General features: G+C 49.9%; 14 protein-coding genes. All 14 read left to right on the forward strand.

Translation table 11 applies throughout. The annotated features are described in order from the left end of the window. Positions 1–31: 31 nt before the first annotated feature. The 14 genes from ABD949_RS26245 to ABD949_RS26310 all read left to right on the forward strand — a co-directional run bounded on the left by ABD949_RS26245 (position 32) and on the right by ABD949_RS26310 (position 15283). Positions 32–658, forward strand: coding sequence for an ExbD/TolR family protein (locus ABD949_RS26245; RefSeq protein WP_345248676.1), 627 nt, complete (start codon positions 32–34; stop codon positions 656–658). Between the two features lie 56 nt (positions 659–714). Next, on the forward strand, positions 715–1251 hold the full coding sequence (locus ABD949_RS26250) for an ExbD/TolR family protein (RefSeq protein ID WP_345248678.1): 537 nt from the start codon (positions 715–717) through the stop codon (positions 1249–1251). 5 nt (positions 1252–1256) lie between these two features. After that, positions 1257–2087, forward strand: a complete 831-nt coding sequence (locus tag ABD949_RS26255; RefSeq protein ID WP_345248680.1) for an energy transducer TonB — start codon at positions 1257–1259, stop codon at positions 2085–2087. Positions 2088–2306: 219 nt separating this feature from the next. Then, a complete protein-coding gene (locus tag ABD949_RS26260; RefSeq protein ID WP_425576816.1) occupies positions 2307–3233 on the forward strand; it encodes a PstS family phosphate ABC transporter substrate-binding protein in 927 nt (308 codons plus the stop codon). A gap of 97 nt (positions 3234–3330) precedes the next feature. Beyond that, complete coding sequence (locus tag ABD949_RS26265; protein ID WP_345248684.1) at positions 3331–5061, forward strand: tetratricopeptide repeat protein; 1731 nt, start codon at positions 3331–3333, stop codon at positions 5059–5061. Positions 5062–5234: 173 nt separating this feature from the next. Beyond that, positions 5235–5822 carry an adenylate kinase gene (locus ABD949_RS26270; protein WP_345248686.1) on the forward strand — a complete coding sequence of 196 codons (588 nt, stop codon included), beginning with the start codon at positions 5235–5237 and terminating at the stop codon, positions 5820–5822. A gap of 38 nt (positions 5823–5860) precedes the next feature. Beyond that, positions 5861–6874, forward strand: a complete 1014-nt coding sequence (obgE, locus tag ABD949_RS26275; RefSeq protein ID WP_345248688.1) for a GTPase ObgE — start codon at positions 5861–5863, stop codon at positions 6872–6874. A 93-nt stretch (positions 6875–6967) separates the two neighbouring features. Further along, positions 6968–9613, forward strand: a complete 2646-nt coding sequence (locus ABD949_RS26280; RefSeq protein ID WP_345248690.1) for a sialate O-acetylesterase — start codon at positions 6968–6970, stop codon at positions 9611–9613. Positions 9614–9652: 39 nt separating this feature from the next. Beyond that, a complete protein-coding gene (locus ABD949_RS26285; protein ID WP_345248692.1) occupies positions 9653–11806 on the forward strand; it encodes a T9SS type A sorting domain-containing protein in 2154 nt (717 codons plus the stop codon). 213 nt (positions 11807–12019) lie between these two features. Continuing rightward, on the forward strand, positions 12020–12394 hold the full coding sequence (locus tag ABD949_RS26290) for an NADH-quinone oxidoreductase subunit A (RefSeq protein WP_345248694.1): 375 nt from the start codon (positions 12020–12022) through the stop codon (positions 12392–12394). Positions 12395–12452: 58 nt separating this feature from the next. Next, positions 12453–12998 (forward strand): NADH-quinone oxidoreductase subunit B, encoded by a 546-nt coding sequence (locus ABD949_RS26295; RefSeq protein ID WP_345248696.1) that lies wholly within the window; start codon positions 12453–12455, stop codon positions 12996–12998. A 71-nt stretch (positions 12999–13069) separates the two neighbouring features. Continuing rightward, positions 13070–13570 carry an NADH-quinone oxidoreductase subunit C gene (locus ABD949_RS26300; protein ID WP_345248698.1) on the forward strand — a complete coding sequence of 167 codons (501 nt, stop codon included), beginning with the start codon at positions 13070–13072 and terminating at the stop codon, positions 13568–13570. Between the two features lie 12 nt (positions 13571–13582). Next, complete coding sequence (nuoD, locus tag ABD949_RS26305) at positions 13583–14818, forward strand: NADH dehydrogenase (quinone) subunit D (RefSeq protein ID WP_345248700.1); 1236 nt, start codon at positions 13583–13585, stop codon at positions 14816–14818. 24 nt (positions 14819–14842) lie between these two features. Next, positions 14843–15283, forward strand: coding sequence for a DUF29 domain-containing protein (locus tag ABD949_RS26310; protein WP_345248702.1), 441 nt, complete (start codon positions 14843–14845; stop codon positions 15281–15283). The last annotated feature ends 2 nt before the right edge of the window (positions 15284–15285 follow it).

The following is a 15285-nucleotide window of genomic DNA, read 5'->3' on the forward strand; positions in this document are numbered from 1 at the left end:
GTTTTACCATAATTAAAACAACCAGTAAGACATGCCTATTATAAAACCGAAACGGCAAGTTCCGGCGATGGACATGACCGCCATGTGTGATGTGGCGTTCCTGCTGCTGACGTTCTTTATCCTGACGGCTCAGTTCCGGTCTCAGGAAGCAGCCGCCGTTGATCCGCCGTCATCAATATCAGGTATCAAAGTTCCTGATAAAGATATCATGACCATTGCTCTTGATAAGGAAGGCAAGGTCTATTTTGGGATTGATAACCAGAACAACCGAATTGCCATGCTTGACAACGTTGCTGCAGCCAAAGGACTTTCTTTTACGGATAAAGAAAAGAAAGCTTTTGCTCTGATGGCAAGCTTTGGAGTACCTATCAGTCAGCTAAAGTCGTTCCTGTCTCTTGATAACGAGCAGCGCATGAAGGTGAAGCAGCCGGGTATTCCGGTTGACTCAACCGGAGCTGCTGCAGAGAATGAGCTGAAAGACTGGGTATTTAATGCCCGCAAGGCTAATAATGGACTACGTATTGCCATAAAGGGCGATAGCTATTCAAAGTTTCCGAACTTTAAGAACGTGCTGTCAACCCTGCAGGCACAGAATATCAACAAGTTCAACCTGATTACCGGTACGGAGGCTCCTCCTGCCGGCTGGACGAACGACTGATAGCCTGTATAAGCGCGCAGCTGTAATATTTTTCACCGCTTTTAAGTTATAAAACGATGTCAGAAATAGACACCGGTGGTGGTGGTGGTAAGAAAGGTGGCGGTAAAGTTCGAAGTAAAAAGGCATCTACCCGCGTTGATATGACGCCGATGGTGGACCTGGGCTTCCTGCTGATCACATTCTTTATTCTTGCTACCACCTTAAGCAAGCCGTCTTCGATGACGCTTAACGTGCCTGATAAGACAAAAGAGGCAGAAACCGAGCCGATCAAGGCCTCGAGTGTAATGACTATTTTCCTGGGTAAGGACAATAAGGTTCACTATATTTTCGGAAAAGCGGCCAACGAAGATCCGGAAGTAGTGACAGTAGGTCACGGTTATGACCTGCGTAAAGCTATCCAGGATAATTCCCGCAAAGTACCCGGTGACAAGTTTGTAGTAGTTATCAAGCCGACTAAAGAAGCTACGTATAAGAATACAGTAGACGTTCTTGACGAAATGGCTATTACAAAAACCAAACGGTACGCGCTGGTAGATGAGTTAACCCCGGATGAGAAGAAGCTTCTCAAGGATAAAGCCCAATTAGATCTTTAAACACCATGGCAGAAACTCCATCGAATGCAACACTGGATGATATAGTGTTTGCCAATCGAAACCAGGCGTATGGTGCGTATTCATTGCGGAAGACCTATCCGAAAACGATTTATCGATCGTTGGTGATTGGTTCGACAGCGTTCCTGCTGGCGATGGTCTCCCCTACCCTTATCAATTTGATTTCTTCTGGTGACGAAGACCAGACGGCCATGGTAGAGGTAGATTTGATGAAGTTACCACCACCGCCGATTGATCCGAACGAACCGCCACCGCCACCACCACCGCCGGTTGAGGTGCCTAAGGTGAACACGGTGAAATTCCTCCCTCCTGAAGTTAAACCAGACCAGGAAGTACCGGAAGAATCGCCCCCGCCGACCGTTGAGGAATTGAAAGAGGCTGTGGCTGCTGAAAAAACGCAGGAAGGTGACCCCAACGCCGAAGAGGTGATCGTGGCTCCCGAAGCCTCAACGGGTCCGACCAAAGTTGAAGCTGCCGTAGAAGTGGCTCCTCCGAAGGAAGAGGAAATTTTTACGGTGGTAGAACAGAACCCGGAATTCCCCGGTGGTATGTCGGCTCTAGGTCAGTGGCTGGGTAAGAACATCCGCTATCCGGCGGCTGCCCAGCGGGCTAACGTAGCTGGTAAAGTGTTTGTGAGCTTTGTTGTTAACACAGACGGTAGTATTCAGGACGTATCCGTGCTGAAAGGTCTTGGTTTCGGTACCGACGAAGAAGCCGTACGAGTTGTAAAATCAATGCCTAAATGGAAGCCTGGTAAGCAGTCGGGCCGTCCGGTACGGGTAAAATACAACTTGCCGATCAGCTTCCAGTTGGAGTAATGAGAGAACGAAACAGAATGTCGGATAGACTGAATCTGTATCTTTCAGGATTGATGGCACTGGCATATGTGGGAGGAGGCATCGGACTGATGGCCTCCTCTCAGTCTTTTGGATTCCTGCCTACCGGGACGTTCCGGTACATATTGGCGGTACTGCTTATCATTTACGGAGGCTTCAGGGGCCTCCGGGCTTATCAACGTTATCAGGAAAGTGATTAACATCAGCAAGTCAATTACAGCCGTTTTGCTGACCCTTAGCCTCTTCGGCTGTTCGGCTAAGCAAAATCTGGATACACCAGCACGGGGAACCATCACTATTGCCGCCGATGAATCGTTTAAACCGCTGGTAGATCAACTCACGTCAGCGTATATGGGTCTGTATCCCGACGCCCACTTCAACATCGTCTACAAACCTGAACAGGAGGCCATTGCCACCATGTTGCGCGACAGCGCCCGACTGGTATTTACAGCACGGGAACTGACGCAGCAGGAGCGGGCAGTACTGGATCAACGGAAGATAGAGGGAAAGACTGAGCGGATTGCGACGGACGGTGTGGCCCTAATTGTCAGCAAGGCCAATGGTGATAGCCTGATTAGCGTATCGGAAGTGCAGGGATTGTTTACCGGTCGGATCACTCAATGGTCGCAAATGGCTGGCAGCCGGCAGTCTGGGCCTGTAACGTTAGTTTTCGACAACAACAACTCCAGCAACCTGAGCTACATGCTGAAGCGGTTTAATATAACCGACGTTAGCAAACTGCGGATTTTTACGGTAAAATCGAACCGTGAAGTAGTAGAATACGTGCGAACGAATCCTTCTGCTATTGGTTTTATTGGTGTCAACTGGATCAGCGACGGTGATGAACCTCTGTCAGCCGAGTTGTCGAAGGATCTTCGGGTAATGGGGATTTCAGAAAAATTAAATCCGACGTCGCGGCAAGATTACTTCCAGCCGTTCCAGAAAGATCTCGGTCTCGAGAACTATCCCTTCCGGCGGGGCGTATACATTGTGAGTCGGGAAGCGCATCCGGGTTTGGGCGGTGGCCTGATCAATTATGTATCCCGGGACGCCGGAACACTGATCATCGAAAAATTGGGCTTATGGCCGGCTATACCATATAATAGGGAAGTATATCTGGAGAGATAACCAATTTTTTTGGTTTGCGTGCAATTTTTTAGTTTTGTCTATTGTTTTACTAGCACAGTCAAAAAAGTATTTTTCAATTCTCAACCTGGATTTTGTGATGAAGATTCAAAAAAAGTCGCTGTTGACGGCCCTCTGTTTAGGTGTGTTTGCCACGGCTCCTTTGTTTGCCCAGGATGTTCAGTCCGCTTTACGTGACCTTGAGTCCGAGCGCTTTGCAAAGGCTGAGCAGTCGTTTAAGCAATTAGCCTCCAGTTCGCCATCGGCTGACAATCAGTTTTACCTGGGGTATTATTATTTAAAGGCTAATCAGCCAGACCAGGCCAAAGCGGCTTTTGAAAAGGGTTTGCAGGCTGACCCGAAGAACCATTTGAATAATGTTGGTTTGGCAGGGGTTGCTTTAGCTAAAAATGACCTGGCTACCGCACAGGCTAAGATTGATGAGGCTGTGAAGGCCACGAAGGGCAAAAATATGGATGTACTGCTTCGGGCCGGGGAAATGTACACGATGTTTGAAAAGAATGATCCGGCCCGCGCCCTTAGTTTGCTGGATATGGCTGCCAAGCTGGACAAGAAAAATACCAACAACGACATCAAGATGATCATGGGTGACGCCTACATGATCAAGAACGATGGTGGTAACGCAGTAAGCCGCTACGAAGATGTTTTGATGGCAAAGCCCAATACGGCAGAAGCGAACTACAAAATAGGTAAGGTGTATCTGCGCGGTAAAAACTACAAGTTAGCTCAGGACTTCTACAAGAAAGCGATTGACAGTGATCCTGAATTTGCGCCTACGTACCGCGACTTAGCCGAAGCTTTCTTCGGGTCAAGGGTCTATAAGTCAGCCGCTTCAAATATGGACCTTTATCTGCAGAAGAGCCAGAACACCGATCCGGAAATGATTCTCCGTTCGGCTCAGTTCGATTTTCTGGCGCAGGATTATCAGAAGGCTATCAGCAAGCTGGATCAATTAAAAGGCAAAGTAAATAATCCGGTTATCGACCGGATGTATGGCTGGGCCTACTCTGCGCTGGGTAAGAATGACCAGGCTATTGAAACGCTGAACCGCTTTATCAGCACTGCTCCGGAGAAAGTTATCTATGATGATTACAAGTACCTGGGTCGTGCCTATGGACAGGCTGGTACACCGGAAGGTGACTCTCTAAGCATTGTCTATCTGGAGAAGGCTGCTCCTGAGGATACAACCGAAAACCTGTACCGGGAGATTGGCCAGAAGTTTTATGGCGATAAGCGTTACGACCGGGCGGTAACTTATTTTGAGAAGACGATCGCTAATGATAAAGAGCCAAAAAATAATGATTATTACTATCTTGGCTTGAGCAGCTTCCTGCAGGCTTTCCGTTCTGCAAATGAATTGAAAAGCGATACTGCTGCTGCTCGTCAGGCCCGGACAACTTACCTGCAAAAGTCAGATCAGGCTTTCGACAAGGTAATTCAGAATACGCCTGAGTTTGCCACGGCACACTTCTATAAAGGGCAGATCAATTATTTCATGAACTCGCCCTCAGAAGCCTTGGCAAACGGCGCACCCGCTCCGCATTACGAGAAATTTATAGAACTGGCAAACAACGAAATTGCTGCTGACGCCAATAAAAAGGCACAATACCAGCGGAATTTAATTACTGCCTATAAGTTTTTGGGTGGCTATCATATGGCGAAAAAGGATGAAGCCAAAGGGAAGGAGTACCTCTCTAAAGTGCTCGAACTTGATCCTAACGATAAGGACGCCAAACAGGCGCTTGAAGGTCCTAAGGCAGCGCCTGCACCGGCCGCCAAGCCGAAAGCACCGGCAAAGAAGACTACCTGATTGGACTAAAACGAAAGTGGTTAAACAAAAAAGCGCAGCCTTACCGGTTGCGCTTTTTTGTTTCCAGTTAATAAAAAGCCTGTCGTGTATATAAAACAACCTGCTAATTTTGGGGGTTAATACTATTTTTGTACCTGCTTAGTGGTTGACTAACACTCCTTTTTATAAACCGTATGCTCAATCTTGTACTATTTGGCCCACCGGGTGCTGGTAAAGGCACTCAAAGCGAAAAATTAATTAATAAGTACAATCTTGTTCATTTATCAACAGGCGATCTGCTTCGGTCTCAAATCGCGGCTGGCACAGAGTTGGGCCTGCAGGCGAAATCCCTGATGGATAAAGGCATACTGGTACCCGATGAGGTGGTGATCGGCATGATTGACACTAAGCTGAACGAAAACCCGTCAGCTGCCGGTTTCATCTTTGATGGCTTTCCGCGTACAGTTCGGCAGGCCGAAGCATTGGACACCCTGTTGGGTCAACACAATACCGGCATAACGGTGATGGTAGCGCTGGTAGTGGATCAGGAGGAGCTTACCAAGCGGCTATTATTGCGAGGCCAGACATCCGGCAGGGCCGACGATCAGAATGAGGAACTCATCCGCCGGAGAGTTCAGGAATACAACGAAAAAACAACTCCCGTAGCCAGTTACTACGAGCAGCAGGGTAAATATGTGGCCATTGATGGTATTGGAGAGATCGACCAGATTTTTGGGTTGATCTGTCAGAAAGTCGAAGCGGCCCAATCCCTGGAAAGCTGAGCAGGTAGCTACTAGCCGTGGGAAGGAAACCCAATTCTATGGCTTCGTCCAATTTTATAGATTACGTTAAGATAAACTGCCGATCAGGGGCCGGTGGCGCCGGGTCAGTTCATTTCAGACGGGAAAAATTTGTTGATAAAGGTGGACCTGATGGTGGGGATGGTGGCCGGGGAGGGCATATTATCCTGCGGGGAAATGCCCAGCTCTGGACGCTGCTCCACTTGAAGTATCAGAAACACATTAAAGCTGACCCTGGTAAGGCAGGAGAAGGCGGCCGACGCACAGGTGCCCAGGGTAAAGATGTTATCATTGAGGTGCCGCTGGGAACGATAGCCCGCCATGCTGAATCTAATGAACAACTTGCCGAAATAACCGAAGACAAACAGGAACTGATTCTCCTGCCGGGCGGACGGGGCGGTCTGGGAAACGATCACTTTAAATCGTCGACCAAACAGACTCCTCAATACGCACAGCCCGGTGAGGCTGGTCAGGAGGCCTGGATCATCCTGGAGCTTAAACTCCTGGCCGATGTGGGCCTGGTGGGTTTTCCAAACGCCGGGAAATCGACCTTACTGTCTGTTATGTCGGCGGCAAAACCCGAAATTGCCGATTACCCATTTACAACGCTGGTGCCCAATCTGGGCGTAGTGGCCTATCGTGACTATAAATCATTTGTCATGGCCGACATCCCCGGAATCATAGAGGGGGCTGCGCAGGGAAAGGGATTGGGGCTGCGGTTTTTGCGGCATATTGAACGCAACGCCATTCTGCTGTTTGTCGTACCGGCTACCAGCGAAGATGTGGCGGCCGAATACCAGACGTTGCTGAACGAACTTGAACAATTTAACCTGGAACTGCTGGATAAAAGGCGGCTGCTAGCTATTTCAAAAATCGATTTGATAGGGGAGGAGGAGATGGCACAGGTACGAAAAAACCTTCCGCCTGCCATCCAGGCTGTTTTTATTTCGGCCATCCGGCAGGAGGGGTTACAGGAATTAAAAGACGCCATCTGGCATCAATTAACTAAGCCTGAGGAGGCTATTACGGATTAACGCAGCAGGTGGACCATTAAATCCGCCGGTTCATTACACACCATGAAGATATATACAGTTGCTTTTGTAAAGCTATTGGTATGCCTGTGTCCAATGCTGGCATATGCTCAGATTCAGGTAAGCTTTCCGGTCAGTCGGGCCGTATTTCAGCGAAACCAGGCCAACAATGCCACTATTCGAATTACCGGTATCTATACCAATTCGGTCAATCGCATTGAAGCCAAAGTAAACGCCCGCGACGGCCAGGGCACCAGCAGCGACTGGCAGGTTATTCAATCCAATCCGCAGGGGGGCACATTTGCCGGCGATCTGACGGTTCAGGGAGGCTGGTACAACCTGGAAGTACGGGGTATGAGCGGAGACCAGCAGGTAGGCCATCAGGTAGTTGAACGCGTTGGGGTTGGGGAGGTATTTGTGATTGCCGGCCAGTCCAATGCACAGGGTATTAACCGAACTTCGCCCGGCGCTACCGACGACCGCGTTAATGCGGTTAATTATTACGATCGGTTCGACTCGCAGAACGATCCCCCATTCCCGCAGTTTCAGAAGCTGGAAAGTCATATTGATGTAGCGCCGAGGGGGGAAGGTTCCTGGAACTGGGGCATGCTGGGTGATCAGCTCGCCCGCCGGTTGAATGTACCCATTCTATTCTTTAATGCCGCCTGGAGTGGTACGGCGGTTCGGAACTGGCGTGAGAGCATCGGCGGGGGCACCTCCTATAGTATATACATACCCGCAGCCTATCCAACAGGGCAACCGTACGCCAACCTCCGAATCGCGCTTCAGTTCTACGCACATATGTTAGGCGTACGGGCGGTACTCTGGCATCAGGGCGAAGCTGATAATTTTGCCAATACAAGCGCAGATAGTTATGCATCCGATTTGCGGACGGTTATTGACCGCAGCCGGCAGGACTCAAACAAAAACGTGGCCTGGGTGGTAGCCCGAGCCTCCTACGATGACTTCAGAGGTAGTGATCAGAACGTGCTGGCAGGTCAGAATCAGGTTATCGGTGGTAATAACGTGTACCCTGGTCCAAATACAGACCAGATTCAGATACCCAGAAGTTCTCAGAGCGACGAGGTTCACTTTGGTCCTGGCGGATTGGTAGAGGTAGCAAATGCCTGGAACAACAGTCTGAACGATGCCTTTTTTGCCAATGCCCAGCCGATAGCCCCGGCATTGGCACCATCTGTATCCGTCGCCTGTGCCGATAATAATAACCTGCGGCTTACGGTTAATGGTAATTTCTCCGCTATAAACTGGAATACAGGCGAAAACGGACAGACCATTGTGCGGGGCGCAGGGTACTACCAGGCGAAGGTAAAAGATGGCAATGGGAACACACTGTTTTCAGCTCCTGTGCGGGTATCAGATGCCCCATCCATTGCTGCTTCCGGACCTACCACGTTCTGCGCCGGCGGCAGCGTTACGTTAAAGTCAAACTATACCAGCAACATAACCTGGAGTAATAATTTTAATGGAAGTGAACAGACGATAAACAGTCCTGGTACATTCTCCATCCGATACCGGGATGTCAGCGGTTGTGAGTTTTCTTCCGGTTCAGTCAACGTAGCAGTTAATCCCCTGCCGGGCGCACCATCAATCAATGCCGAAGGACCTACTACGTTCTGTCAGGGTGAGAATACGGTCCTGGTTGCTAACTCAGGGTTCAGTTACAACTGGAGTAACGGTGATCGTGGCCAGCGCATAGAGGTTCGTTCTCCGGGTACGTACTCCGCTACGGCTACCGACCAGAACGGCTGTACCTCTCCGCCATCCTCAACTATTAATGTGGTGGTTAATCCGCTACCGCCAACACCCGTTATTGCCACCAGTGGGCCTACAACGTTCTGCGCGGACCAGAACGTAACCCTGACGGCTACTCAGGAGCAGGCGTATACCTGGGAAAGCGGGCAGTCATCGCGTAGTATCACCGTAAATCAGGCAGGTAACTATGTTGTCCGGACGCGTAATGTCTTTAATTGCCTTTCGGCTCCTTCCAATGTCGTATCGGTTGTGGTCAATCCCTTACCGCCTTCTCCCAGGGTGACGGCCAACGGCCGGACAACCTTTTGCGATGGTGATCAGGTAACCCTCACCGCTGAAAGTCCTCTGGAGAAAATCTGGAGTACGCAGGAGAAAGTCCCTACTATTATCGTCACCAAGTCGGGTAACTATACTGCCAGAGTTGTCGATAACAACGGATGTTTCTCACCGCCAAGCGATAACATTCGGGTTGATGTAAAGCCGTTACCCAGTGAACCCGTTATCCAGCAGGTAGGTACCTACACGCTGGAGGCTACCGGAACATTGCTGGGTGATATGTATTACTGGCAGCGGGATACAGATTCACTCGGTATTCAGAAGAACTTTATCAAGGCTACCAAGGCGGGTAATTATTCGGCCCGGTCGTTTATTGTGTACAGCAGTGATCTGACGTGCTATTCGACGCCATCAGCATCATTTCAGTTCATTCCCTTTACCGATAATCAGGGATTGAGTGTATACCCAAATCCAAGCCCGGAGAAAGAAGTGATTCTGGAGACTTTCGAGGATCTGAAGAATGCCTTAGTCACCGTGTATACCTTGTCGGGACAGCAGTTATTCACCACCACGGTTGAGGAGTTTAACGAGCGCAAACGTTTGGATTTACGAGGGTTGGCGGCCGGTTCTGTTATCATTCAGGTGAGATCTGCAAACTTCAACGTAGCCAAGCGGGTAATTTTGGGTTGGTAATTTGAATCTGTTCGTAAACTTGTCTATGTTTAACCTACTATGAGAAAATGCTCATTGAGTAAAGGATGGCTGACATTCCTGGGCTTGTTTGCCGCCGTAGCGAGTGGGCAGGCTCAAAACGGGAATACAGACGGGAGCGTTGTTAAAATAACGTACCCGCAAAGTCGCGCCGTTTTCCAGCGAGGTAACGATAATGTTAGTAACATATTTATTTCCGGAAATTATTATCAGCCAGTAGATAGTATTCAGGCCAGGGTACTCGCCGAAGTGCCGGGCCAGGGTATCAATACCGACTGGACTACCGTACAACGCAAACCTCAGGGCGGGGTTTATCAGGGTCCATTACGCGTATTTGGTGGTTGGTACCGGCTGGAGGTTCGCGCTATGTCCAGAGGGGCAGTTATTGGGCAGGATGTGATGCGGAAGGTTGGCGTGGGCGAAGTTTTCATTATAACCGGACAGTCAAATGCCCAGGGGTTTCAGGATTACGGAGCCGCCGGAGCCGCCGACGATCGGGTTAATGCCGTTGCGTACAATAATGTTACAGAAAACTCACTGGCCGATCCGCCAGCGCCTACCTTTACCCAGCTCAACGCCAGTGCACTCATTGGGCCACGGGGGCAAAGTGCATGGTGCTGGGGTATGCTGGGTGATCTGATTGCCCAGCAGTATAATGTTCCGGTACTGTTTATCAATACAGCCTGGTCAGGAACAACTATCCGCAACTGGACTGAAAGTGCAAATGGTCAGATAACCAAAAATATATTTGCAATAGGAACCCCTTTCGAGAATTTTCCGCAGGGGATGCCCTATGCAAACCTCGTGATTGCGTTACGCTATTATTGCTCTTTACAGGGCTTGCGGGCTGTCTTATGGCAGCAGGGTGAAACCGATAATATCCCGTTACGGCTGGGCAGAGAGGAGTACCGGGCCGCCATGCAGTTTTTGGTCAACAAAACACGAGCAGATACCGACCGCTACCCAGCCTGGATCCTGGCACGTTCTTCTTTTAACGCCGGCGAAACCAGCCAAAATATCATTCAGGCACAGAACGACGTCATTAATACTTATAATAACAATGTATATCCCGGCCCTTACACAGATGTAATTCAGATCCCGCGGCCAGATGGTGTCCACTTTTCCGGTGATGGTCTGCGGCAACTCGCTCAAGCCTGGTACGAAAGCATGAACACGGTGTTCTTTTCCAGTTCACTGCCTCTATTGCCATTGCCTTCTCCAACCGTCACCGTCACCTGTAATAGTACCAACAACGCGCTGACTGTATCACTGCCAGAGTTCTATAGTGCTTACCGGTGGCAATCGGGTCAGAATAGCCGATCCATAAATGTGACTCAGCCAGGTACCTACCGGGCTATTCTGAAAGATGCAAAAGGAAATACGTACATCACCCCGACCATCGACATAACCGGGCCTATTCAGCCAGCTCAGCCCACCATTGCGCTGTCCCGGCAACCGAATGAACCGGCGGCCGCCCAGCAGCAGGTATGTGCCGATTCTGCCCTTAGCTTAACCGGGATTTCGCCGGCATTAAACCAACTGGTCTGGAGTAATGGCGTGGCTAATCGGACAGTGGCCGTTGCAACGCCTGGTAATTACACAGTGTTCGCTCAGAATATATATGGCTGCCAGTCGGCTCCTTCTGCGCCCATCAACCTGATTGTCCGGCCCAAACTGCAAACGCCAACTGTTGAACAGGTAGGCCCCTTCTCTATACAAGCCAGCTTTCCGGGTGTTGCTCCGGAGCAACAATTCGACTGGCGACGAGGAAGTAATTTGCTTAACCAGAACAAAATGGTAGCGAAAGTGACCACCAGTGGTACATACAGCGCCCGGACAAAGACCGTCTTTACACTCGGCACTGGTAATAACCTGACCTGTGTCTCTACCTTCTCGAACACCCTGGATGTTGTGGTTGACGAAGATAATCTGGGGCTCAGCGTTTATCCGAATCCATCGAGAGACGGAAACATAGCCGTAGAGACCCTGGAGAATCTGCAAAACGCCCAAATTCAAATTTTTACCCTGAGCGGGCAGGAGGTGTTCTCCATGAAAGTACCTGTAATGGATGAGCGTAAAGTTATCAACGTGGCCGGGCTGACCCTGGGGCAATACATCGTTCGGGTTAAAGCCGATGGATTCAATGTCGCCAAACGGGTTCTGATTCTGCACTAGACAATTTGGTCTTCATTAGTATAAGCCCTTCCTTCACAGGAGGGCTTTTTGTATTATATCCCGGTTGCCGACATGCAAGGTGTTTCTTGGTTAAGCAATCTTAATCTGCTAATTTTGAAGTTGCTTTTGGCGGGAACAGAATGTCTCCGTTCAGAAAACCTTTGTGTACGATTTATAGCTAACTTGCAGCGCTTTTAGCGCATGTTAACACATATGGAATCAACAACATACTTACCGTCGGATTATCTTCCGGTTGTAATTCAATTGGGATTAGCGCTGGCTTTCATTGTCGGTACCATGATTGTCACCCACATGATTGGTCCAAACCGGAAGAGCGAAAAGAAGGATGAACCCTTTGAGAGCGGAATTCCGGTACAGGGAGATGCCCGCACGCCAATCTCCATCAAATACTTCCTGATCGCGATTGTGTTTGTCCTGTTCGACGTAGAGGTAATTTTCCTTTATCCCTGGGCTGTAAACTTCAAAAGTCTGGGTATGACAGGCTTTATTGAAATGATTCTGTTTATGGGGTTATTGCTGGCAGGATTCTACTATATCATTCGTAAAGGAGTCCTGAAATGGGAGTAATCTACTGAACGGATAGACATGATTATTCGTTCTTATTTCGGACATAACGAAAACACCTATGGCAAGTAATATAAAGATGGTTGAAGCGCCTGAAGGCCATACCGGCGAAGGGTTCTTTGCCACTTCAATGGATAAACTGATTGGTATGGCCCGGGCCAATTCGCTTTGGCCCTTACCGTTTGCAACCTCCTGCTGTGGCATTGAGTTCATGGCAACCATGGGAGCGCATTACGATATTGCCCGTTTTGGGGCGGAGCGTCCGAGCTTCTCACCCCGTCAGGCCGATGTGCTATTGGTAGCCGGAACCATTGCCAAGAAAATGGCTCCGGTGCTGAAGCAGGTTTATTTGCAAATGGCCGAACCTCGCTGGGTAATTGCCATCGGTGCCTGTGCCTCCAGCGGAGGTATTTTTGATACCTACAGTGTATTGCAGGGTATTGACCGGGTTATTCCGGTAGACGTGTATGTTCCCGGTTGTCCGCCCCGTCCTGAACAGATCCTTGAAGGGCTGATGCAGGTGCAGGAACTCGCCAAAAATGAATCGCTGCGCCGGCGTAATCAGCCCGAGTACCAGGCGTTGCTGGAATCGTATAACATCGAATAACCGCTATAGAAACAGCCATGAGCCCTAACTTGACGTTTATGGCTGTTTCTGCCAATCACTCACTATAAAACATGCTGACAAACCAGGAAGTAGCCGAAGAGCTGATCCGACAGTTTGGGGAAGATGTATATGATTTTGAAGATCCGTTTGGGCTGCTGACGCTGTCAACAACGCGGGAGCAGCTTATTCCGATGCTTCAATACCTGAAAGACCATAAGGCATACCAGATTAACTTTCTGACCGATCTTACCGGGATTCATTATCCCGATGATCCGGGCCGGGAGTTTTGTGTCGTATATCACGCGCACAGTCTGGTACATAACTTCCGTATCCGCATCAAGGTATTTCTGTCTGAAGCTGATCTGCATATTCCGTCGGCGACGGTGCTGTATGCCTGCGCCAACTGGATGGAGCGCGAAACCTACGATTTCTTTGGCATCATTTTCGACGGACACCCAAATCTGGTCCGGATTCTGAATATTGATGAGATGGATTATTTCCCGATGCGGAAAGAGTATCCGCTGGAAGATCAGACCCGTGAGGATAAAATTGATGCGCTTTTCGGCCGTTAACGCAACAAGCTAATGAACACAGTTTTTGATGTAGCCAATAGAGCCGACGTGCCTGCCAAGGCCGGCGGCCAACTTCAATACGATAACGAACTCACTACCCTTAACCTCGGTCCTACCCACCCTGCCACCCACGGTATCTTCCAGAACATTCTGCAGATGGATGGGGAGAAGATCGTCTCGGGCGAGCAGACCATCGGGTATATCCACCGGGCGTTTGAGAAAATTGCCGAGCGCCGGCCCTTTTACCAGATTACCACCCTGACCGACCGGATGAACTACTGTTCGTCGCCGATCAATAACATGGGCTGGCATATGACGGTAGAGAAGCTACTGGGCGTTCAGGTGCCGAAGCGGGCGCAGTACATCCGGGTCATTATGATGGAGCTGGCGCGCATTGCCGATCACCTCATCTGTAATGGCATCCTGGGCGTTGATACGGGCGCATTCACGGGCTTCCTGTACCTGTTTGAGGAGCGCGAGAACATCTACGAAATTTACGAAGAGATGTGTGGTGCTCGTCTGACCACCAACATGGGTCGTATCGGTGGTATGGAGCGTGACCTCTCACCGGAAGCACTGCGCAAAATCCGGGCGTTCGTCAAGCGTTTCCCGAAAGTGCTCAAAGAGTTTGAGAGTTTATTTAACCGGAACCGCATTTTCATGGATCGCATCATTGATGTGGGTCCCATTACAGCGGAGCGGGCGCTGAGCTACGGCTTTACAGGGCCTAACCTGCGTGCTGCCGGTGTCGACTACGACGTGCGGGTGATGAATCCGTATTCATCGTACGAGGACTTCGAGTTTGATATTCCCGTTGGGGAAAACGGCGATACCTACGACCGCTTCATGGTGCGCAACGAAGAAATGTGGCAAAGCCTGCGCATCATTGAGCAGGCACTGGAGAACCTGCCGGAAGGCCCCTACTACGCCGACGCGCCAGAATACTACCTGCCACCGAAGCAGGAGGTGTACCGCAATATGGAGGCCTTGATTTACCACTTCAAAATTGTAATGGGTGAGATCGACGCGCCGGCTGGTGAAGTATACCACGCGGTTGAAGGGGGTAATGGTGAATTAGGCTTTTACCTGATCAGTGACGGCGGCCGGGCACCGTATCGCCTGCACTTCCGTCGGCCCTGCTTCATTTACTACCAGGCTTTTCCGGAGATGTGCAAAGGCTCGACATTGTCAGATGCCATTGTGATCATGAGTAGCCTGAACGTAATCGCCGGCGAACTGGACGCGTAACCAAGAGGAAGGAAAGGAGGGCCTATGAAACCCGACTGGCAGGATTTGATTGTAAACTCCCACCTGGAAACGGTGGGAGCCATTCGCAAATTGCTCGACGACAAGGAATATGAAGAAGCCAGGGAAGGTCTGGACGAATTGTACGAAGCCATGTCGAAAGCAGAAAGGCGGGCGTTGATCAGTCAGTTGAGAAGGCTTATGCTCCATATTTTGAAGTGGCGGTATCAGCCGGATAAGCGGACAACCAGTTGGGTACGCAGCATTGTCAGCGCCCGGCAGGAGATTCGCGAGCTACAGGAAGATACACCCGTCTTAACAAATAGTTATATAGAGGAAATCTGGCATAAAGCTTTTGCTGGTGCCGTAGAAGAAGCAAAAGCTGAAATGAACCTTTCCCGTAAGGATAAATTTGAGCCTGCTGAACTAACCTGGCGGGAAGTCTTTGAGGACGAATACCTGCTGTAAGT

Origin of the sequence: Nibrella saemangeumensis (assembly GCF_039541915.1) — a bacterium.
Taxonomy (GTDB): Bacteria; Bacteroidota; Bacteroidia; order Cytophagales; family Spirosomataceae; genus Nibrella; species Nibrella saemangeumensis.

Coding starts and splice junctions, on each gene's coding strand:
- ABD949_RS26245 (WP_345248676.1), top strand. CDS start 32: ATGCCTATTATAAAACCGAAACGGCAAGTTCCGGCGATGGACATGACC.
- ABD949_RS26250 (WP_345248678.1), top strand. CDS start 715: ATGTCAGAAATAGACACCGGTGGTGGTGGTGGTAAGAAAGGTGGCGGT.
- ABD949_RS26255 (WP_345248680.1), top strand. CDS start 1,257: ATGGCAGAAACTCCATCGAATGCAACACTGGATGATATAGTGTTTGCC.
- ABD949_RS26265 (WP_345248684.1), top strand. CDS start 3,331: ATGAAGATTCAAAAAAAGTCGCTGTTGACGGCCCTCTGTTTAGGTGTG.
- ABD949_RS26270 (WP_345248686.1), top strand. CDS start 5,235: ATGCTCAATCTTGTACTATTTGGCCCACCGGGTGCTGGTAAAGGCACT.
- obgE (WP_345248688.1), top strand. CDS start 5,861: ATGGCTTCGTCCAATTTTATAGATTACGTTAAGATAAACTGCCGATCA.
- ABD949_RS26280 (WP_345248690.1), top strand. CDS start 6,968: ATGCTGGCATATGCTCAGATTCAGGTAAGCTTTCCGGTCAGTCGGGCC.
- ABD949_RS26285 (WP_345248692.1), top strand. CDS start 9,653: ATGAGAAAATGCTCATTGAGTAAAGGATGGCTGACATTCCTGGGCTTG.
- ABD949_RS26290 (WP_345248694.1), top strand. CDS start 12,020: ATGGAATCAACAACATACTTACCGTCGGATTATCTTCCGGTTGTAATT.
- ABD949_RS26295 (WP_345248696.1), top strand. CDS start 12,453: ATGGCAAGTAATATAAAGATGGTTGAAGCGCCTGAAGGCCATACCGGC.
- ABD949_RS26300 (WP_345248698.1), top strand. CDS start 13,070: ATGCTGACAAACCAGGAAGTAGCCGAAGAGCTGATCCGACAGTTTGGG.
- nuoD (WP_345248700.1), top strand. CDS start 13,583: ATGAACACAGTTTTTGATGTAGCCAATAGAGCCGACGTGCCTGCCAAG.
- ABD949_RS26310 (WP_345248702.1), top strand. CDS start 14,843: ATGAAACCCGACTGGCAGGATTTGATTGTAAACTCCCACCTGGAAACG.